The 25,502-nt window shown below is 35.4% G+C and carries 19 protein-coding genes and 2 pseudogenes; all 21 read right to left on the bottom strand.

All coding sequences use genetic code 11. From position 1 onward, the window contains the following. Positions 1–69: 69 nt before the first annotated feature. The 21 genes and pseudogenes from AC0L7T_RS20715 to AC0L7T_RS20815 all read right to left on the bottom strand — a co-directional run bounded on the left by AC0L7T_RS20715 (position 70) and on the right by AC0L7T_RS20815 (position 25,435). Positions 70–999 (bottom strand): NAD-dependent epimerase/dehydratase family protein, encoded by a 930-nt coding sequence (locus AC0L7T_RS20715; RefSeq protein ID WP_473338082.1) that lies wholly within the window; start codon positions 997–999, stop codon positions 70–72. After that, positions 999–2,189: a glycosyltransferase family 4 protein gene (locus tag AC0L7T_RS20720; RefSeq protein WP_473338084.1), complete on the bottom strand. Its 1,191-nt coding sequence runs from the start codon at positions 2,187–2,189 to the stop codon at positions 999–1,001. The genes AC0L7T_RS20715 and AC0L7T_RS20720 overlap by 1 nt, the downstream gene beginning before the upstream one ends. Next, positions 2,189–3,760, bottom strand: a complete 1,572-nt coding sequence (locus AC0L7T_RS20725; protein WP_473338085.1) for a heparinase II/III domain-containing protein — start codon at positions 3,758–3,760, stop codon at positions 2,189–2,191. Before AC0L7T_RS20725 ends, AC0L7T_RS20720 begins: the two co-directional genes overlap by 1 nt. Before the next feature lie 51 nt (positions 3,761–3,811). Further along, entirely contained in the window at positions 3,812–5,935 is a 2,124-nt protein-coding gene (locus tag AC0L7T_RS20730; RefSeq protein ID WP_473338087.1) for a bi-domain-containing oxidoreductase, read from the bottom strand. Positions 5,936–6,333: 398 nt separating this feature from the next. After that, positions 6,334–6,549, bottom strand: a pseudogene (locus AC0L7T_RS20735) (DapH/DapD/GlmU-related protein); the annotation flags it as partial. 289 nt (positions 6,550–6,838) lie between these two features. Then, positions 6,839–7,915, bottom strand: a complete 1,077-nt coding sequence (locus AC0L7T_RS20740; protein ID WP_473338088.1) for a glycosyltransferase — start codon at positions 7,913–7,915, stop codon at positions 6,839–6,841. Then, on the bottom strand, positions 7,908–8,795 hold the full coding sequence (locus tag AC0L7T_RS20745) for a glycosyltransferase family 2 protein (protein ID WP_473338089.1): 888 nt from the start codon (positions 8,793–8,795) through the stop codon (positions 7,908–7,910). Before AC0L7T_RS20745 ends, AC0L7T_RS20740 begins: the two co-directional genes overlap by 8 nt. Next, the gene (locus AC0L7T_RS20750) at positions 8,792–10,021 is read right to left on the bottom strand and encodes an O-antigen ligase family protein (protein WP_473338090.1); all 1,230 of its coding nucleotides are present in this window, start codon (positions 10,019–10,021) and stop codon (positions 8,792–8,794) included. The genes AC0L7T_RS20745 and AC0L7T_RS20750 overlap by 4 nt, the downstream gene beginning before the upstream one ends. Next, entirely contained in the window at positions 10,022–11,164 is a 1,143-nt protein-coding gene (locus AC0L7T_RS20755) for a hypothetical protein (RefSeq protein WP_473338091.1), read from the bottom strand. 353 nt (positions 11,165–11,517) lie between these two features. Next, positions 11,518–12,429: a sulfotransferase family protein gene (locus AC0L7T_RS20760; RefSeq protein ID WP_473338093.1), complete on the bottom strand. Its 912-nt coding sequence runs from the start codon at positions 12,427–12,429 to the stop codon at positions 11,518–11,520. 39 nt (positions 12,430–12,468) lie between these two features. After that, positions 12,469–13,635 carry a glycosyltransferase family protein gene (locus tag AC0L7T_RS20765; RefSeq protein WP_473338094.1) on the bottom strand — a complete coding sequence of 389 codons (1,167 nt, stop codon included), beginning with the start codon at positions 13,633–13,635 and terminating at the stop codon, positions 12,469–12,471. Beyond that, positions 13,632–14,906 (bottom strand): oligosaccharide flippase family protein, encoded by a 1,275-nt coding sequence (locus tag AC0L7T_RS20770; RefSeq protein WP_473338095.1) that lies wholly within the window; start codon positions 14,904–14,906, stop codon positions 13,632–13,634. The genes AC0L7T_RS20765 and AC0L7T_RS20770 overlap by 4 nt, the downstream gene beginning before the upstream one ends. Further along, positions 14,903–15,214 (bottom strand): annotated as a pseudogene (locus AC0L7T_RS20775) (DapH/DapD/GlmU-related protein); the annotation flags it as partial. The pseudogene AC0L7T_RS20775 and the gene AC0L7T_RS20770, both read right to left, overlap by 4 nt. Before the next feature lie 243 nt (positions 15,215–15,457). Then, positions 15,458–16,543: a nucleotidyltransferase family protein gene (locus AC0L7T_RS20780; protein ID WP_473338096.1), complete on the bottom strand. Its 1,086-nt coding sequence runs from the start codon at positions 16,541–16,543 to the stop codon at positions 15,458–15,460. A 4-nt stretch (positions 16,544–16,547) separates the two neighbouring features. Then, positions 16,548–17,276 carry a sulfotransferase domain-containing protein gene (locus AC0L7T_RS20785; protein WP_473338097.1) on the bottom strand — a complete coding sequence of 243 codons (729 nt, stop codon included), beginning with the start codon at positions 17,274–17,276 and terminating at the stop codon, positions 16,548–16,550. Continuing rightward, positions 17,276–18,433 (bottom strand): LegC family aminotransferase, encoded by a 1,158-nt coding sequence (locus tag AC0L7T_RS20790; protein WP_473338098.1) that lies wholly within the window; start codon positions 18,431–18,433, stop codon positions 17,276–17,278. The genes AC0L7T_RS20785 and AC0L7T_RS20790 overlap by 1 nt, the downstream gene beginning before the upstream one ends. An 11-nt stretch (positions 18,434–18,444) precedes the next feature. After that, entirely contained in the window at positions 18,445–19,647 is a 1,203-nt protein-coding gene (locus AC0L7T_RS20795; RefSeq protein ID WP_473338100.1) for a UDP-N-acetylglucosamine 4,6-dehydratase, read from the bottom strand. Positions 19,648–20,191: 544 nt separating this feature from the next. After that, on the bottom strand, positions 20,192–21,244 hold the full coding sequence (locus AC0L7T_RS20800) for an SDR family oxidoreductase (RefSeq protein WP_473338102.1): 1,053 nt from the start codon (positions 21,242–21,244) through the stop codon (positions 20,192–20,194). A 56-nt stretch (positions 21,245–21,300) separates the two neighbouring features. Continuing rightward, positions 21,301–22,422 (bottom strand): polysaccharide pyruvyl transferase family protein, encoded by a 1,122-nt coding sequence (locus AC0L7T_RS20805; protein ID WP_473338103.1) that lies wholly within the window; start codon positions 22,420–22,422, stop codon positions 21,301–21,303. Positions 22,423–22,436: 14 nt separating this feature from the next. Next, on the bottom strand, positions 22,437–23,513 hold the full coding sequence (locus AC0L7T_RS20810; RefSeq protein WP_473338104.1) for a nitroreductase family protein: 1,077 nt from the start codon (positions 23,511–23,513) through the stop codon (positions 22,437–22,439). 482 nt (positions 23,514–23,995) lie between these two features. Further along, the gene (locus AC0L7T_RS20815; protein WP_473338105.1) at positions 23,996–25,435 is read right to left on the bottom strand and encodes a lipopolysaccharide biosynthesis protein; all 1,440 of its coding nucleotides are present in this window, start codon (positions 25,433–25,435) and stop codon (positions 23,996–23,998) included. Positions 25,436–25,502: the final 67 nt, after the last annotated feature.

Genomic DNA, 25,502 nt, shown 5'->3' on the forward strand with positions numbered 1-25,502 from the left:
ACAAATAAAAAAGCCACAGATTATTCCGTAGGAAATCTGTGGCAATTATTAAATCTTAAGGAATTATATTTAATTGAAGGCCTTAAAAGTCTTTTTTAAGCCCTCTTCTGCTGTCACCGGTAAAGCCTCTCCGATAGCAGTTATTAATTTCTTATTGCTTACCCTATAGCTTTCCGTCAACTTTTTGAGCCGTTCAGAGGTAAGGGGTAAATGAAGCTTGTCTCCAACTTTTGCACAAGCGGTAATAAGTGAAGAGGGTATGGCCCAAAGTCTGGCTTTCTTGTTTAATGAAACTGCCATCAATCGAATTAAATCGTTTGTAGAAAAGGTCCCCTCATCTGCCACCTGATAAATTCCTGATGGAATGTCTTTAGAGAGCAATTTCAATATTACCCAGCAAAGATTGTCTACTGACAAGAAAGAACGTTGGTTGTCAAATGCGGCCAAAGGAAATGGCAAACCTTTTTTTGCAAATGCAAAGAGCAAGTTAAGATTACCCTTATTTCCGGGACCATGTATCATGCATGGTCGAAGGATATATACCTGCTTGTCGACAGGAAGATTTGCCAGGATGTATTCTTCTGCTTGATGCTTAGATTTTCCATAGGGGGTAATGGGATTACAAAGAGTTTCTTCGGTTAACCAACCATCTACTTCATCGGCACAGGCTTTTACAGAACTAATAAAAATAAAATTCTTTGCTCCCGGATCCGCCAAAAATTTATCATACAACCTTTTAGTCAGGCCATAGTTGACATCGAAATAGGCCTGGTCGTCACTTGTTTTTTTTAAATCGTGCGCCTTCCCTGCCAGGTGAACATAATGAGTAGCTGTGACCGATAAGTCAGCAAAGAATTGATCATAAGTCAACACCTTCTCTCCCTCTCCTGGGTTTCTGCTGAGCGACAAGATATTCTCTAGTCCTTCCATATTCAGGAATTTATAAAGGTTTTGCCCTACAAAACCTGAGACACCGGTAATTAGAATCTTTTCTGACATTAATTTAATAAGTCTATTATGGAATTGGCCATTTTCACATTAATGGCATCTCTATTGAATTTTTGAATAAAACCTGCCCTATCCACAGGATCATGTTCCTGTGATTCATATTTCTTCAATTTATCTACCAACTCCAGGGCTCTTCCCGGAAAGAACAACAAGGAATCGCCTAAGTTTTCCTGGATAAATTCCCTCGCAAACCCATTTACTCCAGCCAGTAAAGGTTTATTGAACATGGCCAATTCAAAAATCTTAGAGGGTAGCACTTTTTTAAATGCCTCATAATCGTTTAGGTGTATCAAAAGATAATCAGCCCTATGGTATTCTTGAATAAGGTCATTCCTTCCCATCGGATCTCTCAAAATAACATTGCTTACTTTTTCCACCTCAATCTGATCAATTAGAAGCTTCTTTGCTCCCCCATCCCCTATAATATGAAATTCATGACTTTGGCTCAGTTGTTTGGCTGCCTGAGGCACAACTTTATGTAAACCCTGACCTTCCCCAATATTTCCTGCATAAACTATTCGTTTCTTCCCAGTCCTTGCTTCCGATTGGGTAACACGTTTATTTTCATCTATAAAAACCTGATCTATCCCATTGCTAAAATAGGAATATGTAGCTTTGTTATAGTTTGAAAAATAAGGTTTAAAACCAGCACTTATCAAATTAATATGCTTTGCGTATCCAAAAGTCTTTTTTTCAATAATCTTCAAAACAGGTAATGCTCCGAATTTAATCACTGGGTTTTTAAGCACATCACTGATGGTATCAACGAAAATATCCCTTATGTCCAGGTAAAGTGGAATATTTCTCTTTTTGGCTATGGTATATCCCAGGTAGGCTGTAAATAACCGACTGGAAGAAGCAAAAACCAAATCATAATGCTGGCCTTTTATTCTGGATTTAACTTCATCAAAATAAGTTTTGAAACTAATGGATTGATCTTTAATGCCGCTATTGTGTTGAGGAATAGCTATTCTTTCAATTTTGACATTTCCATTGATTTCAACTGCTTTCGCTCCTTGAGAAAAAGAACTGTACCTATTCGGTAAAGTCGTAAACACATCTATCTCAATGTTTTTGTTTTCTCCCTGGCGGGCAAGTTCTTCCAAAAGTGGAGAATTACGAAACGATCCTGCACATAAATCAGGTTTAAAATAAAATGTTAAATACAGAATTCTTTTCATTATTTTACTAAAAATTTAATACAGCACTCACCTTTAAATGTTATTTCCAGATACCTCGCTGGAACTTGATAATTGTAGCCTACATTATAAAAATAATCCTTCACCTTTACCTCGTTACCCTTTGAAATAGTGGCTATTACTCCATTTGACAATTCTATTTTCCCTTCACTATTTAGGATAACTTTAATATCCGGATGAAGGTATAATCGCGAGATGACAATCTTATTTGAGTTAATGTGGTCGACTATTTTAAACCCTTTTTTATCTAAACTAAAATTCCTTTTGTGATCGAACTTCCCAAAGGCAAGTGAAGCTTTAATACTATAGCTATTGGATTCCAAAACCTTTACATCAGGTCGTCTCCCAACCCTAAAACCACTCCAAACTTCAGCTGTGTTCTGATTATCAAGAGTAACCGTATTGTGGGCAAAGGTACTTCTCTCCAAACTTCTTTTGGGACCAATCTGATAGGTAGATATACCTAAATCTACAATAAAAGGCAGGTTAGATGCATAGAGCACAAAAGACAATGAATCAGCATGTGCATGACCAGGTTGGTAATCAGGACTAATTCCATGTACATCTGCTACAAGTTCAAATTTAGAATCCTTTAATTTTCGATATCCTGAAGATTTTAAGGGAATTTGTTTTGGACTTGGGACATTTAACTTATTGGCCAATTCAGACAATTGGTTTGTAGTAAAAGCAATGCCATCTATTGAATCGTTAAAATGAGGAATATCGCCATTGTCAAAAGATATGGACTTTAACCAGCTATTCATCCTGTCTGCAACTGAGTGGAACATTACATACGAAGGGCTTTCTGCAGGCAGATAATCCAGCACCTCTAAAACCCGAAAAAGGATGATTTGATGGTACATGGGGCTCAATTCAAAATGAGCTCCATCATCTAATATTTGTTCATCAAGCTCTTTTTCTAGTAACTTTTCAGCAAAACTAATCCAACTTGTATTGTTGAAAAAATATCCGCCCATTAAGAGGGCAAATCCGTTTTCCAATAGGTGGTTACCCAATAAATGAAACTCAAGGTTTTTAGAAAGATAATCAATTTCTCCAAAAACTCTTTTGAGAAGCAGGTCATCCATTTGTTTTGATTGATTCAAAAAACGAATAACATTCATGATTCTCAGAGAAACAGGATAGGGTTCCAATGGCAACGTTCCATTCTCTAAAGCAGAATAAAGGTCTGATAATAAAAAAAGCCTTGTTTCTTCAGGTACATTTTCCTGTCTTAAAAAGTCTGCATACTGAAGGTTGTAATTCCATAGTTTACCGTAGCTTTCATCCTTCCAATCTACTTTATGAGAAAAGATTTTACTCTGATTTAAAAAAGTAAACTGGTAATCATTACCCAACACTTTTAAAACAGCATTCACACTTGGTAGAGGGGAAAAAAGCAATTTATTTTGCGTATCCCTGAAATTTTTATAATAGACAGGAAGTAACGCAGGATGAGTAAACCGATTTTTTAACTGATAAGCCACCTGAATTGGTTTCAGGTGGCTTACAGTATGTAAAACCCTCACTAGGGTATTTAATTTTGAAATCAAATTAAAATTATTTAATCCAGCTTATTAGACTTAAGAAAAATTGTTGATTTATTATTCTACTTCTATCCATTCTCCTTGCTTGAGGCTTTGAATGGCAGCAAAACTGGCACGAGTGGTATTGACTAACTCCTCCATTGGAATTATTGCCTTACCACCTTCTTTAACAGAATTAACCAGAAGTTTAAACTGTTCCCCGTGACCTTTATCTTGAGATGAAGAATCTCCATTAAAACCATTGAATCCATATCCTTTCAATTTCCGCCAGTTGTCCATCACTAAAGTTCTTTCCTGGCTATACACTTCTACCCTTTCCTTTGAATAAGCTTTACTTCCATTAGCAAAGTAATTGATTACAGCATTGGTGCCATTCTCGTATTTTAATAAAATGGAAGCGTTGTCAGTGTTCTCTTCGGGATTCGTCCCCAAGGCATTCATGCATACAGCTTTCACTTGAGAACCGGACAGGTAGGTGCAGAGGTCAATAAAATGGCAAGCCTCCCCTATTATCCTACCACCGCCCACTTCCATATCATGAACCCACACATTGGCAGGAATGGCGCCAGCATTCATAGTAGCCACAATATGTATTGGGGTATTTCCAGTTCCAAGAAGCGATTTCATTTTTCTGGCCAACGGAGCAAAGCGTCGATTAAATCCAACAGTGACCGTTTTGTCCTGACCCTGATATACATCGATGATTTCCTCTAATTCCTGCGCATTTAAAGCCATCGGTTTTTCTACAAAAACATGCTTTCCTGCTTGTAGCGTTTCTTTCACCATCACGGCATGTGAATTGTGCCTTGTGGTAATCAAAACTAAATCTACCTCCTCATCTTTGAGCATAGTATGATAATCAGTGGTAGACTGGGCCACACCATATTTCTTTGCAAGTGTGGTTCCGGATAACCCGCCTGAACTGGCAATGTATTTTATTGCCGCATCGGTTTTCTTGAGAGAAGGAAGAATCATGGCGCTGGTAAAATTGCCTGCACCAATTATACCCAAGACACCTTTACTGCCAGAAAAGGTTTTGGATGACAATACTATTGATCTTGAAGGTTCTTTCTTTTTGTCTTCATAAACAAGCAAGGAAGCAATTGACTTTGAACCAGCCATATTACCATAAATTTGATCAAAGTTATTCAAAGGAACTCGCTCCGTAATCAATGGCATTACATCAATATGCTTTTGGGCAATCGCATTTAAAACCGCCTCAAAATTCCTTTTTTCCGTCCAGCGGACAAAGCCTATAGGATAATCCTGCCCTTTCTGTTCATAATTTTCATCATATCTACCAGGACCATAAGAGCAACTCACTTGAAAAGAAAGTTCTTTTTCATAAAAATCCGCTCTACTGATATCTAATCCAATTACTCCAACCAAAATAATCCTTCCTCTTTTTCGAGACATTTTGGCCGATTGGGCAATAATTTCATTGCTTTTATTCGAAGCGGTAATAATCACTGCATCTGCTCCAATACCACCTGTAATGGACTCAAGATATTGCACCTGATCAGTTCCCTCAGCTGGATTAATGGCATCAATACCAAGTTTCTTCGCCAATGCCACTTTAGCTCCATCATAATCAAATCCTATCACACGACAGCCATTGGCTCTAAGTAATTGAGAGGTAATCAAACCAATCAAACCTAAGCCAATTACGACTACTGTTTCTCCCAAAGTAGGTTGTGCCAATCGAATGCCTTGTAAGCCTATGGCCCCAATCACAGTGAAGGCCGCCTCGTCATCACTTACTTCATTCGGTATTTTGGCTACAAGGTTCTGAGGTACAGAAACATATTCTGCATGGTTACCATTGGAAGCAACTCTATCTCCTACTTTGAATTCCTGCACACCTTTTCCAACTGCTATTACTTTCCCAACATTGCAATAACCTAAAGGAAGTGGCTGTCCCAATTTATTAAAAACCGCTTCTACAGTTGGCTTTAAACCATCTGTTTTCACCTTGTCAAGGACTTGTTTTACCTTGTCAGGTTGCTGCCTGGCTTTTTGAAGAAAATTAGCCTTTCCAAATTCAACCAGCATCCTTTCTGTTCCTAAGGAAACTAAGGTACGGGTAGTTTGTATCAACACTTGCCCTGATTTAACCAAAGGAGCAGGAACTTCCTCCAATATCGTATTGCCGTCTTTCAGGTCTTGGATAATTTGTTTCAAAACTATTTATTTATTGAATTTTTAATAATTGTCATTAAACTGAATACAAGAAAACCAATAAAAAGTTTTCAATTTGGTCGCCCTTTTTGGAGAAACAAAATCCTAATTTTAAATTTCTACCAAAGTCGCATATCATGATAAATAGAAGTTACAGATAATAAAAGCAAATATTTTAACTTGCAATACCTTAAACGAATCTTTTATATTTCCAATAATAGGAAATTTTTATGGAACCTTTAATATAACAATACCGAACTTGAAATTAGGAACAGCCCACTAATAATTTTCCTCATCTATATTTAACTAATTTACATAGAAAAATAAATAAAATAATAAGAATAAAATTGATTACAATATATTTTTTGATAGTTCAAAAATGATTTTTCTAAAAATTTTATTCAAGAACAACGGTATTTTTGAAGTTGCCTTAGATGATTTTTTGCATCATTTTCTGAAAATCTACTTCTAATTACTTTTGCAGGAATTCCAGCAGCAATACTAAAAGGGGGGATATTTTTAGTCACTATGGCTCCCGCAGCAATTATACTTCCATCACCAATTTCAATACCATCTAAAATAGTAGCTCCATGACCAATCCAACAATCAACACCTATTTTAACCCCCATTCGTGTAGCTCTTCCAGTATCCCGAATTGGAACACCAATAGTATCAAAATTATGATCTCCACCTACAATTGAAACATAAGAGGCAAGCAAAGAAAAATCACCAATATAGATTTTATCCGTAGATAGATGACAATTATTTCCTATATAAACATCGCGCCCTACTTCAACAGAATAAGGATTAATTCTGCAACCATATCCTAAATAAAAGCCCTCACCATGTTTTAACTTAAATTTAAAAGTTAAAAGCAAACTCATTCTTATATATTTAAGTAATTTTTTAATCATTATTAACAGCATTTACAATTTTGGATGCCACAATTGTCGGTGTATATCCAAATTCCATTATTCGATTTTTACATTTCCCACTTTCCTCATTAAGTAATGTAAATGATAATTCATTTAATCTCTCAAGTAACGAGTTGACCTTCCCCTTTTGAAATAAAAAATAAGAGTTACCAGTATGAATTTCACTTTCAGGACTGTGATCTTTAAATGAATCATGTATTAAAACAGGTAAGTTTTGACTATAAGCATGTACGATAGAAAGGCCAACTTTACCTGGAATAACCATTAAATTGGAGGCTTTAAAGTATTTTCGAGCATCATTCCCATAAAGTGCTCCCAAATATTGAATATTAGTAAACTCCTTTGTTTTTAAACGTAAATTCTCTAGATACGGTCCATTTCCTAAAACAAACAAGTTAAACCGACCTTGGGATTGCATTATTGCATCCACTAATAAGTCCAATTCTTTATTCGAAGTAATACGACCAGAATAAATAAGGTTTATTTTTTTATAATCTGAATTAATAATATCGACATCAGAATGATTATAATCTTCATAATTCAAACAATTACCAACTACATGAACTTTATCTTTTAAAGATTTGAATTTTAAAACCTCTGCATTATGGCCATAAACCAAAATAGAATTACAATTCTTAAAAAGAAATAATCTTAGCAATCGAACTAGACCATTACCAACAGTACCATGTCCCCACCATGAAACTTTAAAGCCACAAAATTTTAATAAAGAACCGTAAATTAAATTAGTAATTATATGAGGGTCAACACCTAAAAATATGAAGCATATCTCTTTTCTTTTACTAAAGTTTTTTATTATATCAAAGAAAGGGAAAAATTGAAAAGTTAATCTATGACGACCATTACCCAGAAAAAAGTTTTTCGCTTTAACTACATTATAAGGTAAATTATTTGGAATTCTACCATCAATACCTACATATGGATTAACATCACCACACCAGAGTTCGAAGTTAGATTTCTTTGAAATTTCTTTAAAAAGAGAATCTCTATAATGAAGATAACTAAGATAAACTAAATTAATTTTAATCATTTGAATTAAAAATATATAAACCAATAAATTTCATACGACTTAAAAATCCTAACTTATAAGCATATAGGGTTAATTCAATTTGTGAAACGTTTGGATTATTCTTAAAATAAAGTTTTAATCTTCTAAAAGTATTGGGTTGGATTACACTTAATACAATTGTTTTTAAAATTAATTTTAACTTAAAAAATGCATTTTTAGAGAGGTTTTGTTCATACTTACCTAATGCCACCCTTCGTACCTTTTTCAAATTTTCTTCAAAAGAATCCCTACAAGGATGAAAGCAAATTGCTTTAGCAGAAAATTTAAAGGAAAAACCTTTGGAATAGGATCTTAAACAAAACTCTCTATCTCCACCCGAAGTCAATTCTTTGAACCCATCAAGATTTTTCCATACTTCTTTATTACATCCTAAATTTGCTGTAATTCCTGTATTTTCTTGAGCGTATTTTTGAAGATCAAAACTGAATGCCCTATCATAGTGTTCACTTAAATTATTCTCATCCTTTACAATTAAAAGAACATTTCCAGCAACCAAATCAGTGATTTTTAATTCTTCTTTCATGATTTCCAACCAATCTGGTTTAAACCACACATCAATATCAACGAAAAGCAAAATACCACCATTTGCATGTTTCGCTCCAAAATTTCTAGCAGCATAGGAACTTGCTTTATCTTTATAATAAAGAATCTTCACAATATCATCTAAGTTGTTTTTTTGGACTAAGTCTTGAAGTACGGACTCACTGTTGTCCGTGCTCATATTATTGACAAATATCAATTCATGTTCAATCGTATTCCTGGACTCCAATTGCAGGTAACTATTAATAAAAGTAGAAATAAAACTACTACCATTAAAAAAGGGACATATAATGCTAATCATTGAGTAATATTAAATTTCCTAGAGACTAAACCAAATAAAATTCCAGTATAAAGCCAGTACATAGGTACCATAGAAGCTTCGTATAACCAGTGAGAATAAAACAAAAAACTACATAATAATATTAAATCACCATCAAAATTATTAGAAACAAATCTTACTTTAAAGGAATTTCTAAACATAGATAAATAAAGACCTAAAAATATTGCAAGACCTAATAGTCCCCTTTCAAATAAAATAGTGAAGTAGCTAGAATGAGCACTGGAAATGTTTAACAATGAAGACATGGAGCCAATTCCATTACCGAAAATTAATGTTAAAATATCGGACCCTGACATTATATTTAGAACCTCCATTCGAATAGCAAGATGTCCAACACTAGAGCCGTCTTCAAGATCCAATTCTAATAATCGTGACGCATCAAACAATCCAAAAGATAGAAATAATGTTAAAGCAAAGAAACTAAATATTGCTATTCTAATTACAGGTTTAATTTTTAAAGATTGGCTTTTCCTTTTAACTAAAATATAAAAAACATAGGTTAAAATCGCTAAAAAAAAAGAAATCATTGAAGACCTGCTAAGTGTTCCAAACATTACTAATGTCGCTAGAATAAAATAAAATAAATAGCTTTTGTCATTTTTTTTATTTATATAATGAAGTAAAAAATATAAACCTATAAACCCAGTAAGAAAGCCAAGTCTTGGGGCAGAAGATTCTGGAAACCATAACCTATTGGACCTTAACATTGAAAATTTATGCGCATCATTTGCAAAGTCGGGAAGAAAATTACTCAAAGGATAATTAAACTCAAAAGTTCCCTTAAATAATAAGAAATAATAAGTATACGCTGAAAAAAACGCGATAACCAATATATGAAACTTTAGGATTTTAATAATTTCAGCATCTCCTATATATTGAGTGATGTATACAGCACTAAGGAAAAAAAGAATTAGACAATAAATATATACAGGCAAGTAATAATTGAGGCTAGAAGTCTCATTACTTTTACCAATCATAATTGTAAGAAAAGTAGTAATAATTAGGGCACTAATAAAAAACAATATCGTCTTATTGACTTTAGTCCAATCTATGGTAAACAATAAAAAGGGTAATCCTAAAAGAAGTAATAAACGATCGAGTGTAATATTAACTCCTCCTATAGGAAAACTGTATTGATTAAAAACCACTAAACAGGCTGCAAAAATAAATATATTGGAAACCTTCATTTATCTTAGGTACCAAGTAAGTTCATAAGCACGGAAAAGAGCATTAATATTATCTTGAGTATTGAAGTCATTTAAATTCAACTCACCTTCATCCCATCTATAAACTTGATCCAATTGAAAAATTAAATATTCATCTTTTAGATTTACAGTGTTTCTATCTTGCTTATTAAATACTTTATTGACTAGCATAAACTCAAATCCGGATACATTATAAGGAAATCCATACTTATTAAAGGGTAGGTAATTATCATTTACGTTGAAAATATCTACAGAATGATTGTCATCTTTTAACTTTTCAAATAAGTTTTTAGAAAGCCCATAATTAACCGATTTTTTGAATGGTGCTGAATTAAAAAATGGATGTACAAAGTTTAACTGTTTTAATCTTGCAAAGGCGAATAAATTGAAAATATGGTAACCAGATTCCTTATAATCTACAGTTTTATTTTTAATTTTTTCTAAGTAACTAAGATACAACTTTTTAATTAGGAATTTTGATTTTGATTTTATATTGGATACTCTTGGAATGGAATGAGCAATTCTACCTGACCTGTTCGTTTTAAATTTTTTATCTAGACCATTAAAAAATAGCTTAACTTCTGGAATATCAATATCAGATATACTCGAAAAATAATATAGTGCATATGCCAACCAAAGCTGGTGATTAAAAGTATAATCCAATTTATATTCCTCTTTTAGGGAAGGGACAAACCACAATTTATGTTCTTCCGAGAATTTTATAGCAGATACAATGCTCTTAATTTTGTCCAAAACATCAATATCTTGAGTAGATTCATAATAGGCACACAAGCCTTCAATTATCCAGGCAATTCCTATCACGCCATTCACTTCATCTTTACCTTCTTTTACTCTTAATTTAAAATAGGCAGGATTTTTTTTGTTTTGGAAATCCAGTATTTCATGGAATATTTTGCTTTGTAATTCTCTTATTTCGGTTGATTTTGAATTAGGTATTTGAATATTGTTAGATATTAAAACAAGCATATGCGCCAATCCTCTTGCTTTCGTTTCAGTATCATTATAGGGTCCATTTTTCGCTTCTGGAAGACCATTCTCCAAATAGAGATTACACAATAACTTTTGTGAGGAATTAATAAACTTAAGCAATAATTGATCTGTCAAAATTTTAACTTTTAATAATAAATATATCCTTTAAAAATTTTCATAGGACAATTGAAATGGTATGCCCGTTTCAGCATTCTTCGCAATTGTCAAATTATTTGGCTAAAAATTGATAAAGGTTGTATGCTCTTGGAGAAAAATTAATTAACAGCGTCTTAAAACTATCTGGAATTTGATTTCTCTGGAATTGGGAATTTATCCCTAATATATAATTAGATACGTATTTCATTTGTTCTAAACCACTTAAATCCAATTGTGGGCAATATGTAAGATTTATACTACTGCCATTCATAACCACAAATTCAGTTTGCAATTGCTAAAAATTTAATAAAAGACTTTTTTCATCAGTTAAATTAACGTATCAATCTTATATAGTAGCGGGTACCTTTCAACATTCCTTTCTCTTTTACGTGAAATTGCAAAAGATTCAATTGGTCTTTTGTAAACAATAGCAGCCGTTTGCGAAACGGTAATGAAATTGATTCTTTCGCAAATTCTATTGGGTATGAATATTCAGTAAGTCCTTTAAAAGCAATGCCTTCAATCTGTCTTTGTTGCTTTTCATCAAACTTTTCGCGATCGGTATTTCTAACAACTCCCTTGGTTACGGCTTTGCCATGCACTTCATTAGAAGAAACATTTTTAAAGTCGAACTCATTAGTCAGGCCTAAGAATGCTGAAATATCGCCTAGGTTCTCTTCAGGCTTTTCTACTAAATCCTCATAACGAAGCTCTAATACCCTACTTTCATTTTTTCCACTCTTTAAAAAGCTTGTTACACATTTATTCCATTGATCTGCCACCCGGAATATATTTTTTCCCCAAACCTGATTATGTGATTTGGACACTGCACGCACATCTCTGATAATATGGATAAACCGAGCGTTGGGGAAGGTTTGAAGCAGATGTTGAGCACGAGTGATATAACGAGGACTTTTGTCTACCACATAGTTAACATCCTCTTTGCCATCATCGCAGGCCCTCACAAATTCAGCATAAAAGTTTTCAAGTGAACCAGAGCTGCTGATGCTGTTTTCTTGAAGAAACTTATTTATTCGTTTCCGGCTTTCTTTACTCACATTATCCCAAAAGGTAGAGCCTTCCATCATCTTAATAAATTGCTCGTCAGTGGTTCCAGCATTCAATTGGTGGGCCAGGTTAACCTCTACACCAGCACCCGAAATTTCAGGATGCGTACGCAACAATTGTAATAAAAGCTTGGTACCACTTCTGGGAAATCCGATGACAAAAAGTACTTGTGACATAATTTATTTTATTTTGATCTTGGAATTAAATGGCAATAATTAAACGGAGGCAAGAGCCTTTTGATATACATTAATGAATTTCTTGAAATTTTCTGTAGCAATGTGCTCCTTATTAGCCTTTTCTCGATCGGCTAATAATAGGGGAAAATCAGTAACCTCAGCATTTTCAAAAAATGCCGAAAGCTCTTGAACTGTAACCTCTTTTAAAATTTTCAATGATCTGTAGCCTGAATCTCTTAATTCAAAATAAGTATCGAGTGGTGACAACACATTTGTTGCCCCGGTTATTAAGCCATAAGTGATACTCACACTAAGCTGATCTGTTGAACCAATGCAGAAGTTATAATCCGCTTGACGATAATATTCCATCAACTCCTCTTCGGAGACCCATTTATTTATTACCAAATTAACAATGTCCTGGCAGGAGTATTGCTCAACCAAATTCCTGACCTTCTTAATGGTAGTCTCATCATTCCCATAACCATTTATAATGTTTAGAACTGCATCTTCCTTCCTATGCTGATACACCTTGCAAAAGGCCTCAACCAATACATCCACATTATTGTATTTATACAGGCCTCTGGTAGACAAAAAAGTCACGGCTTTCCTACCTTCTCCCTTAATAGCTGGATCTTTTAACTTAACATTCAGCCACTTTCTACTTGTGCCTAACCTGATTACGGATAGTTTGTTTTCAATAAATGGAAACAAGCGCAATAAATCTTGTTTTGAAGATTCTCTTGAACAAACAATTTGATCAACTTTATTAAGTACGTCCACAAACTGAGCTCTCACAGCGGGGCTTGATCGCTCATTGGCATAGTTCTGATAAAAATCGCTTCCCAGAATCTGTAAGACGACTTTGGCACGCGTGTTTTCAATTATTTGAAGGTTAAATGCAGGCGCATAATTCCCCTGAATATGAATAACATCGAAATCCTTTTTGGGCAAAACAAGTGAAAAGTATATCGGATTGGTAACCTTTGAGCAAAAAACTTGTTTCAATTTTTTCACATACCGGCTGCTTGATTTCGGTTTTTTCCCATATAGCTCAATGATTTTAAAATTAGCATTGAGCTCATTTTCATTTCGGCAAATATAAGTGAGTCCTTCAATCTCTTTGTATTCGTGCAGGTGGTTGTTAAATAACTCAAACCACAATACAGCATTACCTCCCTGGCACTGTCCAATTACACCTAATTTCATTTTGTATATCGTTTTAAATACATCAATAGCATTAGTCCCGAAAACAATGCGCCTATCCACAGAGAAATGGATAATGCATAAGCGGCCCCAATTGCACCATAACTACCAATTAAAAAGTATCCTAAAATTATACTCAAGCCTAAAATTGTAAATGCATTTGTTACATTCCAATTGGCTTTTCCTACGGCTAAAAGCATACTGCCAAAAAGGCTTCTAAACATCATTGCCCCAATTACCCCCACTGTAAGAACCTTTAGAATTACATGGGAACTGGCATATTTCTGCCCAAATAAAAGGGTCGTTACTGGTTCCGAAAAAATAAAAAAAACTATAAAAACTCCTACAGATACCAGAGACATCATGCCCAAATACTTTTTCACATAACCTGTCAGCACCTCCTTAGATCTCGAGTTTTCGGTTAAATAGACATAATCCCCTTTCAGAAAACTCGCAGGTATAAACAATAAGTTAAAGGGAACGAGACTGGCCACTTTATAAGACGCAATCTCTTCTGATTCAGGCAACATATTACCTAACATTATAATCCCTACGTTAAAAAGCATCTGAGAAGCTATGGCACCAAAACCAACATAGATACCATATTTCCAGAAAGCTGGTTTCTCTACCAAATTTGAAACATTAATTGGTTTAGGGAAATTTTTAAAATACTTCAGGTAATATATGAAAGCGACTAATGGTGCCAAAACCATGGCCAGTACATATCCAAAACCACCAAACAAAAAGGCAAGACCAATACTCATTACTAATAGTGTGACACTCTGAAAAATACCAGAATAACCATAAAGGTTATTTAACCTTAAGATTCGGAATAAATTCTTTTGCGTAAGGTTCCAGTGATTAAACAAAAGTTGAAAACTTAAAATAATCAGGAAAATATGTGCTCCGGGCAAGTTATGGGTAAGTAAAGAACTTAAAGCAATTACCAAGGCCACCAAAATTAAAGACCCGTAAAACCCTACCCTTTGGGCATACTTAAATACACTCCATTTTTCCAGAAAGGTGTTTTGAATGGCTCCAAATCTCAGCAATGAGTGATTTGCTCCAAGCCCAATAAATGCAGTAAGTGGAAATATTATTGACAAGGCATAAGATATATCACCGTACTCCTCTTTAGAAATTATGCGGACAATAAAAAAAGATAAAAGCAAAGCATTAAACTTCACTAAAATATTTGCAACAAATACATACCCCCCTTTTCTTGATCGGTATTCCTGAATAAATGCGGTTACTCTTTTGAAGTAGGCCTTCATAGCTTACCGCGCTCCTTGGCCTCAGCGACTACTTTATTTTGAAACTCCTTAAAATCAGCTCTGTTTGGGCGTTCATTCCTCAATAATTTTTGAAAAGACTCAGGGGCTTCATAAAGACAATCTTTAGCCTCACATTTTTTTATGTACTCCTCTACAGTGCACATGTACTTTGCAGGAACCCCCGCAACAACTGTATTGGCCGCTACATCTTTTGAAACTACGGAACCAGCGCCTATAATAGCATTGTCACCAATAGTTACCCCTGGTAAAACTACTGAATTAGCTCCTAAATACACCCTGTTTCCTATGGTTACTTTCTCTATTCTATATTTACCCGTATGCCTAAAAGTGCTAGAATCATGTGAAACAATATAAGACCCCGGAGCTGAAACAAATAAATCACCTATTTCAACAAACTGTGGAGTAAGCCCATCTACAAAGGCATTGTGATGCTTGGTGTTACCGATTTTGTACAATACCTCTTTATCTTCCTTTAAAGTACTTAAACCCCACTTTACCAGTTTTCTCAATAACTTTTTAATCATCATTGGTTACATTGAATTTTCTAAAAATTTAGAGTAGGATTCCCATTCACCTATATCTGTCCATGATTTTTCACTTACAGGAAATACACCAACTCTATTTCCTGTAGCCCTGGCTTTTTCAATTAAGTGGGTAATATGGAAGAACTCATTTTCTGGTATAAGTTCCAAAACCTTTGGCTCAATTACATATACGCCTGTATTAATAATATAATTCAAATTCGGCTTTTCCGACAAACTTTCTAAAAGGCCACCTTCAGAAACATTAAGAGTACCATACGGAATAGAGTATTGTTTAAGGGCTCCTACAATGGTAATCATATTTTCGTTTTCCCTATGATACTCCAGCACTTCGCCATAATCCTGATCAATCAAAATATCGCAGTTGGAAACAAAAAAGGTAGATTTGATTTTATTCTTCAAAAGGGTAAGGCTACCAGCTGTGCCAAGCGGTTTATCCTCCATTACATAATCCAGGGTAATACTTTCATCCCTCATTAAGTTGTAGTACGCTCTAATTATTTCGTGCATATAGTTTACCGAAATAAAAAAAGACGTTGAACCTACTTTTTTAAAGGTGGCCATGATTTTGGTAAGGATTGGCTCATCACCAATTGGCAAAAGTGGTTTTGGCAAAACAGCAGTCAGCGGTCTTAGTCTTGTTCCTTTCCCTCCGGCCATTACTACTACCGGTACGTCGATTAACCTTTGCTTAAGCTCCGACTCATGATCGAATAATTGATCCCAAAAAAGAATTTCAACGATATTGCCATAATCATCAACTTGTGGCATAAACTCAATCCGAAGAGCAAGCATCACAGCCTTTATTGATTCAAGTGAATCCCCCTCTCTTGCTATCTTGATTTTATCTTTTGGCCGAAGCACCTTATCTAACTTTGTGTCAAGCGATACATCCGAAATGATAGCTCTTTGGATATCACCCACACTAACAATACTGTAAAACTTTCTATCCTTTAGTACTATCAGTAACTTTGCCTTGCTATTATCCATTTGCTTTAATGCATCATGAATTGTTTCACCAAAGTCAATGGCATACTTATCAAGTAGTTCCTCTAATTTTACTTGTGCTCTCATATTCTTACCAGTTAAGGTCGATTTTAAGAAAATCCTTTAATTCCTTATTATAGGGTTTATAAAACTCTTCCAGCATAACTCTGGTTTCGGGCTTCATTTCCTCATACTTATTTTCACGAAAAACTTCAAATGAATTCAACTCAAAGTTATCAAGTCCTAAAAATTGTAGTAGTTCAGAAAATATGGTTTGGGGAGACTTGTGTAAGTTCTCTGTAGTTTGAATATAGAATTGATCTCTCTCAAAATATTTAAACCATTTTACAAGGGTCTGGTAGTACAAACCCTTATCAATCATAAAATAATCTCGGTCATTACACGATTGTAAGTATTGCTCAAAAGTTGGGTACTGTGTTGAGAAATTTGGGACCCATTTGAAATAATGCTGGAAATTAGAATAGAGTCTATCTACCGGATTACGTAAAATCACAATAAACTTAGCCTCTGGCACTTCTTTTTTTATTCTGAATGGGACCATTGACCTATACATGTACATAGGAGTGGCTTCACCTGTCAACTCCCCAGGCGCTGTTTCCGGGAAACATGATTTATACCATTCCAATCCCCTATCGTAGTAGCGATCAAAATATCTTATTTCCTTAGTAGCATAGCTACCATCAACATCATCACCATTTCCTAACGTATCTTTAATTTTTGGATGTTGGATCAGATAGTTGAATAATGAGGTACTTCCACTTTTTGTTTCTCCAATGAGGATAAAGTCAGGTAAATTCATTAAAATTTGGGGTTTCTTGCACTACTAGGTATGTTTACTATTCGTTCTTCTAAAAATTCCGCATTTGTCTGGGCATCACGTTGACAAGCTGCATACATGGGCAATCGATACATCAATTGCCAAATTGGACGTGTCATGACACCATTTTCATTCGTTTCCTTGAGAAAGGCGTCACGCGCTTCTTTATCTGCCAAAGAAACACTCATCAACCAATAATTCCAGTCAGTACCATCTGGTATGGACACTAAGTCTATACCAGATTTATCAAATATCTCTTGATATTCGACGTATAAACCCTTCTTGGCTTCTATATATTGCTCAAACATTTCCAATTGAGCACTAAGCAAAGCAGCATTCAAATTAGGCATTCTAAAATTATACCCCAGCTCATCGTGCACATATTCCCATTTGTGAGGAACCTTGGCTGTAGTGGTTAAATATTTTGCTTTTTCGGCATACTGAGGATCGGCCGACACAATTATTCCACCACCTCCAGAGGTTATGATTTTATTACCGTTAAAAGAAAATACTCCTGATTGACCAAAGGTGCCGGCGGATTGTTGTTTGTATTTACTTCCCAACGCTTCAGCGGCATCTTCCACTACTGGAATTTCCCATGCGTTGCAGATGGAAACGATTTCATCTATGCGACACATAAACCCAAAAGTATGCATGGGCATACAGGCCGCTATTCGTTTGTTGGTTTTCTTATTGTAGCAGCCACCTTCACGCAACTCGCCAAATTCCTCTAAAAAAATACGCAGAGCTTGTGGAGAAAGTCCCATAGTATCTCTGTCTACATCAAGAAATACAGGGATAGCATGATTGTAGGCAATAGCGTTGGCTGTAGCCACAAAAGTAAGTGCTTGGGTAAGCACCTCCTCACCAGGACGAACCCCTGCCACGCGCAAGCCTACCTGAAGTCCTGCTGTGCCATTTACTACTGCTGTTGCCTTTGACGCCTTGGTAAGCTGAGCCATTTGCTCCTCCACCCGATCTACATAAGCACCAACCGAGGAAACAAAAGTGCTGTCAATGGTATCCAAAAGGTATTCCTTCTCCTTTCCCCAAAACTGCGGAACGTGCAAAGGAATAAAATCAGCAGTGTTGAACTGCTTTCTGATAGAATCTACTATATCTTTAAGTTGATTTGTCATTGGGTGCTTTGTTACATTTTACTGTCTAGATATTTCCCTTTTTCCTGATGTCCAAACCCTGGAATCATTTCATGAAATAACTTCACCACATCTTCTTTGTCAAAGGATTCTTTCTTCATAGCGTTAATGGAATTTTCAAAATGCTTTAGTTGCTTTTCGTTATCCGTAAAACTATTTTTTATTATGCCTAGATTTTCGAAGGAATTTAAATCTAAGGTTTCTTTATCCGTAAAAAATTCTTCAAAATCCTTTTCACCTGTGGTATCGCTTGCAGTAAACAAACACGGCCATTCACCCTTCTGTGGTAAAGTTTCCATGAGTCTTCTTGCCTCATCTTCACTCTCACACAAGTAAGGAGTATAACCCAAGTCTTTCAGAAATCGAATTGCTATTTCTGAAAAGGTTATTAGGTGTAAATCTTCACTCATCTTTGGGAAGAATATATCTCTATTCTCACCAAAAATGCATGACAACAAACACAACTCACCTGATTCTTGAGGGGTAACAAAATACCTCCGAACATCATTTGGTGCTACTATAGGTTGCCTTTTTTGAATACGTTGATTAAACCCGTGTAAAAGTGATCCATCAGAAAAAGCGACATTGGCAAAGCGTGCCATTGAAATGGCAATCTCCTTATTATCTCGCATTGCAAACATTTCCATAATTTTCTTTGAGCCGCCCATCATGTTCACTGGATTAGCTGCTTTATCAGTAGAAACGCAGAAATATTTTTTAGCTTTTTGTTCAATACTTTGCTGTATTGTTTTTACAGTGTTAAAAATATTTACTTCAATCATTCGCATTAAAGTAAATGCATCTTTTTCACTACGCACGTGCTTCAATGCAGATAGATTCAAAACATAATCGAAATCCCCACTTTTATCAACAAATGCATCGTATTGCCAAGATCCAATGTCTAAGGCAAAAGTTTGAAAATCTCCATCAATATAACCGTATGAACTTCTTAGATCACGAACAAGTTCTACTAAATTGTTTTCTGAAATATCAACTACAAATAATTTTAAAGGGTTTCGTTTAAAAATCTCTTTAACTACCGCCTGACCAATTGAACCGGCTCCCCCTATTACCAAAAACTTGGATGATGAAATGATCTCCTTTAGAATAGATTCTTTGTTTTCAAGGTCATGCTCAAACAGTTGTTTTTTTCGCCCGATTAAATCAAGAATACTATTTTGCCTATTGCTTGCCATGTATCAATTTTTTATTAAAACCTGTTTAGTGTTATAAAAAAGCTCATTTCTGTTCATAAACTTAACCAAGTCTAAGGTTAAAAATTTCTTGGGTTTTATACCAAGTATAAATATTACGCTGTAATCCTTTTCAATACTATTTATCCAAAATTTAATTTTTATTATTTACTATAACTTCTACTTAATTTGACCTGAAGATTAAATTTCCAAATCCAGAACAATTCCCTTAATTCATTTAAGCGATTACTGTTGAGAAGTGAAAAAACATAGAAAATATATCATTTTTGTGATAACATACGTTTTTAACGATGGGAAATCTAAATATTCGTATATTAAAAATTATTGTAATAAGATTTGGTTATTGGGAAAATTTCAAACTAAAACATCTGTATATGCGCAAAAAATTAATGGTTGATATGCAGTTTCACCCCGTCAGTCACAGTAAATGAGAACACCACAAAAGTATAACAAATCTTGTTAAAATCAAGTTTTGTTTTTCAACTTTTAATAAAAATCAGCAATTTTCTTTAATCCAAAAACAACCTTATTTCAAATACTCCCAATACCAAGCACAAGCTTCTTCCAATCCTCTTTCAAGAGAGAATTGTGGGGAATAGCCTAAAATCATTTGACTTTTTTGAATTGATGCTTGAGAATGGGGTACATCCCCTGCTCTGTTAACGCCGTACTGAAATTTCACATCATAAATGGCACTATCGTAATGGGAAAGCCCTTTTTTCAATGCTTCAGCCAATTCATTTAAAGAAGCCCGTTCTCCATAAGCCACATTAAAAACTTCAGAAATGGTAGCATCTTCACTTACCTCCGGTACCCCTGGAGAATTCTCCTGATATTGCTTTAGCTTATCTTTAAAAACGGCTGTAGGTACTGCCGCCGCCAATTGATTGGCTTGAATAACATTGTCTATATAGGTAAAGTCTCTGGAATAACTTCCATCCCCATAGATCTGTGGGCTTTTGTGTTGCAATAGATTGGAAACAAATTTGGGTATGACCGCCGCATAAGCGCCTTTCGGATCTTGCCTCCGACCAAACACATTAAAATACCGCAAGCCTACCGTTTCTATGCCATAGATATCTGAAAAATTCTTAGCGAAAAGTTCATCTACATACTTGGTAATGGCATAAGGGGAAAGGGAATTACCTATGACATGCTCTACCTTAGGTAAGGCTTTGTGATCGCCATAAGTGGAAGAACTGGCAGCATAAATAAAACGTTTTACTCCTGATTCCTTTGCAGCAAAAAGCATGTTCACAAAGCCTAGTATATTGACTTCTGTACTCGTTATGGGATCATCAATGGATCTGGGAACCGACCCCAAGGCCGCTTGATGAAACACATAATCACAACCTGCAACAGCCTCCATGCAGGTGTCTCTATTTCGAATATCTCCTTCGATAAGGGTAAAATTTGAGTTTTTTTGGGCAACTTCCAGGTTCTTAATATTCCCAGTAGCAAAATTATCCAGGCAAACTACAGTATTTCCATTTTCCAATAAGCTGTCTATTAGATTTGATCCTATAAAACCAGCACCACCGGTTACCAGCACTTTTTGTTCTTTAATCTCGTAGGGCATATATTCTTTTTACGCTATTTCTTCTATTCCTATTAAAAATTAATGCTTTGAGACCATCACTTTATAAGGTCAAAAACTTTGTCCCACATGGCCTTGGTTCTGTTTTTTTGTTCCTTAATGATGTCCTTTTGTTTGTTCTGGTATTCTTGCTTTGAAAGAACCAATCTTGATTTTATCATGGCTTTAAGTTCCTCTTTTTTGTAATTGTTTATGTCCACTAAAGCTTCAGATTGATTGTAATCTTGCAACAACATTTTGTATTTGTGACTCCACGAAGTAGCGATCACAGGCACTCCCTGGCACAAAGCACTTACCAAACCATGAAAACGGGAAACAATTATTAATTGGGAGGCTTTGATCCTTTTCTTTATCATTAAAGGATCCTCTTCCATGACAATAGGAAGGTTAATTTTAAGCGCTTCATTGATCTTATCAGCTATGGCCTTGTCCTTCTCTCCTTCATGAATCAGAAAATAAGGCCGTGCATTTTGCGCTAGTAAAAAATTGATTGCATCCTTTAAAAAGGAAGTGTAATTCTCTTTACCTTCCGAATTCATTTTATAATTTGGGACAATGCAAACATTCCCTTCAGGGTAAGTTTCCTTGGCATCAACTTCCAATGAATTGGTGAAATCGGGTGCCAATAAAAATTTGCTTTGATCCCCGTAATTGTTCGTCAGGTTTTTCAGAGAATCCGTATCTCTGGCAAATATTAAATCTACGCTATCCACCACTTTTTGAAACGAATCCTTAACTTCCTTTTCATTAAAGGGTCCCAATGCCTGTGGCAAAAGAATGGTTTTCGTATGCGTTGAAGTTTTTCCTTTGATTACATTGTTTAATCGTAGAAGCGGTTTTTTTGCTCCCCAAAAATCTCCATAGGCAAAACCTGAAGCATCCAACACCAGATCAATTTCACTGTCCAAAATAAGACCATAAGCACGCCTGGTTTTTTGTGGTAGCTTAGTAAAAACCCTGTTCCAGGGAATTATTTTGGATTGGAGGGTGACCTTTAATTTCAATCCATGTTTAGCAGCAGAAAAATAATCCATACCAAATCCTGGGGAGGCACAAAATTCCGCATTTATTTCACGTCTTGAAAACTCCTGGAGTATGGCCAATAACAACAAATGTGCTCCTTTATTGGTGGTCCCTACCCCTTTAATTTCTACAATCATTTTTTCTGGTTATGCTATGCTAAATATTTCCGAATGTCATCAAGCGAACGCTTTTCCGAAAAGGCCACTTTTCCTTCAGGATCCGGATAACCGACGCCTATACACATTATGGGTCTTTGATGGGCTTTTAAGTGTAAGAATTCGGCCATTTTTTGTTCTCTCATCTCAATGTCGGGCCAATTGATAGGGCAACTGCCTAGCCCCAAAGTTTCTAAAGCCAACATCAAAGACATATTCGCTAATGAGGCATCAATATAAATCAAATGACGGTCTCTCTCATCAAAATAAGCATCTAAATTTCCTACAGCCACAATAAAGGTCTGAATAGAATGCGCATATCCTTTGGTCCCCATAGGTAGCTCAATTACCTGAGCCAAATTGGCTTTATCATCAATAATATGGTATTCAAAAGGTTGGCGGTTGCAGGCACTGGGGGCCTGAATCGCTGCCAATATGGCTTTGTCTATAAGCTTCCTTTCTACTGGTTTGTCTATAAACCATCGAACTGACTTCCTTTGCCTGCTCAGTTTGTAATACTCCTCGTAGCTTATTCCAGAAAAGGATTCCGGATCTCTTTTATAAGGAAGCGATTCCTGTTGCGTACATAAAGCATCTGTGGCAGGTAAGTGTGAATCAATCTTGAAAAACCTTTCTCTTTGCGTATCTATTACCTTATTGGGTTTGCAAACATTAAAGTATTCTGTCAATACATTGTTAAACCACTTTAATTGGGGATTATTCCCATGCTCTTGACTATTAATTACACCAATATAGGAGTCTACGGTTTCTTCAATAAAATTAGCGGCAAAGAAATCTCTTCTAGGACGCATCAATAGCCCCTTTTCAATACGGTGGGTATTCCGCACCAATAAGAAATAATTGAATTTCGATTTATTTGCTTCCTGAATGTGTTTGACTTTACCTGACAGCACAGCCCGATGTTCCCTTCTGAAGGTTGGGCTGAATAAAAAATAATAGAGCGAAGACAGAAAGCCGCTATTGTGAAAATAAAGGGGTAGTTTTTCTTTATAAAGGCTGTTTTTAAGCCTTGAGAATTTATTAAAGGGATATTTTAATATTTTTTTTATCATTAAGAGTAGGCAGTAACTTTTGTTTTAAACGGGTATTTTATTTAATTTTTTTAGCGCATCGCTGATGCTTATTTATATTTCTACCGGTAGAGGGCTTTTATTTGGTTAGACCACATCCTCCATTTTTAAGACATTATAAGTTCTTTATTCCTGTTAAAATCCCCCTAACCCCCTTATTAAGGGGGATTTGGCAATCATATAAGCAAACGTATATTTTTCTGAAGATTGATCGCGTTTATTTGTCCAAGTTGCATCCTCCATTTACAATAAAACAGTTCAGGTTAATCCCCCTTTTAAAGGGATGTCTGACTTTTTAGAGTTTGAAGAAACGTTTTTGCCTTTTCCATTTGGTAAGCCCGTTTAAATGAAACCAAATCAACCTAACTATTCCATTTCACCAAATCCCCCTTTAAAAGGGGGAAAGGGGGATTTTTTTCCGTTTAACTAAACATTAATTTTTCTAATAATCAAACACTGCAGTACTATAAAGCTTTTATTTCTTTAAACTCTGCCAAAGCTTCCTTGCCCATTACCAACCAGATAATTGTACCATAGATTAAGAATAGAAGGACAGAAGAAAGGATATAGTGAAAATTTAAAACATTGTTACAAAAAAGAATTACAAGGGCGGTAAAAACAGTTGCCAATAAAGGCACTCTTATCGCTCTGAAAAAATCCATGGTGGATATTTTCACGGATAAAAACTTATTAAAAGTGAATTGGGCGATAATCACCGCAATGATTTTATTGATAAGGACAGCTGTGGCTGCACCAATTATACCGTAATTAACAATCGCAAAATAGACAATTGGCAGGTAAAGTATGGCTTTAAATATCTGTAATTTCATTTCCAAATCCGGCAGGCCCAAACCACGAATTAAAGCCGTGTTGCTATTGACCACCATATGTACCATCACCGCAAGGGCCAGGATTCTCAAGGGGTCTAAAGAATCTTGCCACTTGTCCCCAAATACGATCAAAATAACAGGATCTGCCATCAATATAAAGAAGGTCATGATTGGGAATATTGCCACACTGTTGTACTCTACCACTTTTAGGTAGTACTTTTTTAGCGAAGCGGGATTGTCTTGCATCCTACTGTAAAGTGGATAAAACACCGTATTCATCACACTCATTAACCTGCTTCTAAATATATCAGTCAATATAAAGGCAAAAGTGTAGGCTCCCAATGCCTGAGCAGTCGCTAACTTTCCTATCAGCAAATAATCAACATTACTTATCAGGTAATTGGTAATGCTGGTTCCTGTGGTATAGATACCAAAGCCAAAAACATCTTTAAAAGCCTGCTCTTCAAATATAAATTTTGGAAACCATTTTGTAGCACTAAAATACAAGGGAATGGCAATTACGAAAGTGGCGACTGAATTAAAAGCCAAAGACCAAACACCTGCACCTGAAAGGGCCAAAATTATCGACAATACCCCCGAACTAATATTTGCGGTATTGTTGATAAGCGCCATTCTTTTAAAATTCATTCGTTTGGTCAATTGTGCCTTATGAATCATATTGAAAGGATTTGCCAATATACCCAGCCCTAAAACAGGGACAAGGTCTTTCAATAAAGGTTCATTGTAAAAATTGGCCGCAAATGGTGCAATGACAAAACAAATAATCAAATACATTAAAATGGACCATGTTACACCGGTCCAAAAAGCGGTATGATAATGGGCTTCCTTAAGGTCGGCTTCTTTCCTTTGGATTAAAGCCGCTCCGATCCCCAAATCATTAAATACCTGAACAAAACCTATAAAAACAACGGCCATGCCCACCAAACCAAACTGATCTGGAAAGAGCACCCTGGCAAGCACTAGTTTGACAATAAAGGATGCCCCTTGATTGACTACCAACTGGATGATGTTCCAAATAATCCCAGAAAGCGCTAACTTCTTGACTTTAGTCATTAAATGGATCGCATTAAAGGGTAGGAATTGTCAAGTTTAGCTTCAAAAATAAAATGCATATTAATAT

Source organism: Cyclobacterium sp. 10D3-21 (genome assembly GCF_055809755.1).

Coding starts and splice junctions, on each gene's coding strand:
- AC0L7T_RS20715 (WP_473338082.1), bottom strand. CDS start 999: ATGTCAGAAAAGATTCTAATTACCGGTGTCTCAGGTTTTGTAGGGCAA.
- AC0L7T_RS20720 (WP_473338084.1), bottom strand. CDS start 2,189: ATGAAAAGAATTCTGTATTTAACATTTTATTTTAAACCTGATTTATGT.
- AC0L7T_RS20740 (WP_473338088.1), bottom strand. CDS start 7,915: ATGATTAAAATTAATTTAGTTTATCTTAGTTATCTTCATTATAGAGAT.
- AC0L7T_RS20745 (WP_473338089.1), bottom strand. CDS start 8,795: ATGATTAGCATTATATGTCCCTTTTTTAATGGTAGTAGTTTTATTTCT.
- AC0L7T_RS20750 (WP_473338090.1), bottom strand. CDS start 10,021: ATGAAGGTTTCCAATATATTTATTTTTGCAGCCTGTTTAGTGGTTTTT.
- AC0L7T_RS20760 (WP_473338093.1), bottom strand. CDS start 12,429: ATGTCACAAGTACTTTTTGTCATCGGATTTCCCAGAAGTGGTACCAAG.
- AC0L7T_RS20765 (WP_473338094.1), bottom strand. CDS start 13,635: ATGAAATTAGGTGTAATTGGACAGTGCCAGGGAGGTAATGCTGTATTG.
- AC0L7T_RS20770 (WP_473338095.1), bottom strand. CDS start 14,906: ATGAAGGCCTACTTCAAAAGAGTAACCGCATTTATTCAGGAATACCGA.
- AC0L7T_RS20780 (WP_473338096.1), bottom strand. CDS start 16,543: ATGAGAGCACAAGTAAAATTAGAGGAACTACTTGATAAGTATGCCATT.
- AC0L7T_RS20785 (WP_473338097.1), bottom strand. CDS start 17,276: ATGAATTTACCTGACTTTATCCTCATTGGAGAAACAAAAAGTGGAAGT.
- AC0L7T_RS20790 (WP_473338098.1), bottom strand. CDS start 18,433: ATGACAAATCAACTTAAAGATATAGTAGATTCTATCAGAAAGCAGTTC.
- AC0L7T_RS20795 (WP_473338100.1), bottom strand. CDS start 19,647: ATGGCAAGCAATAGGCAAAATAGTATTCTTGATTTAATCGGGCGAAAA.
- AC0L7T_RS20800 (WP_473338102.1), bottom strand. CDS start 21,244: ATGCCCTACGAGATTAAAGAACAAAAAGTGCTGGTAACCGGTGGTGCT.
- AC0L7T_RS20805 (WP_473338103.1), bottom strand. CDS start 22,422: ATGATTGTAGAAATTAAAGGGGTAGGGACCACCAATAAAGGAGCACAT.
- AC0L7T_RS20810 (WP_473338104.1), bottom strand. CDS start 23,513: ATGATAAAAAAAATATTAAAATATCCCTTTAATAAATTCTCAAGGCTT.
- AC0L7T_RS20815 (WP_473338105.1), bottom strand. CDS start 25,435: ATGACTAAAGTCAAGAAGTTAGCGCTTTCTGGGATTATTTGGAACATC.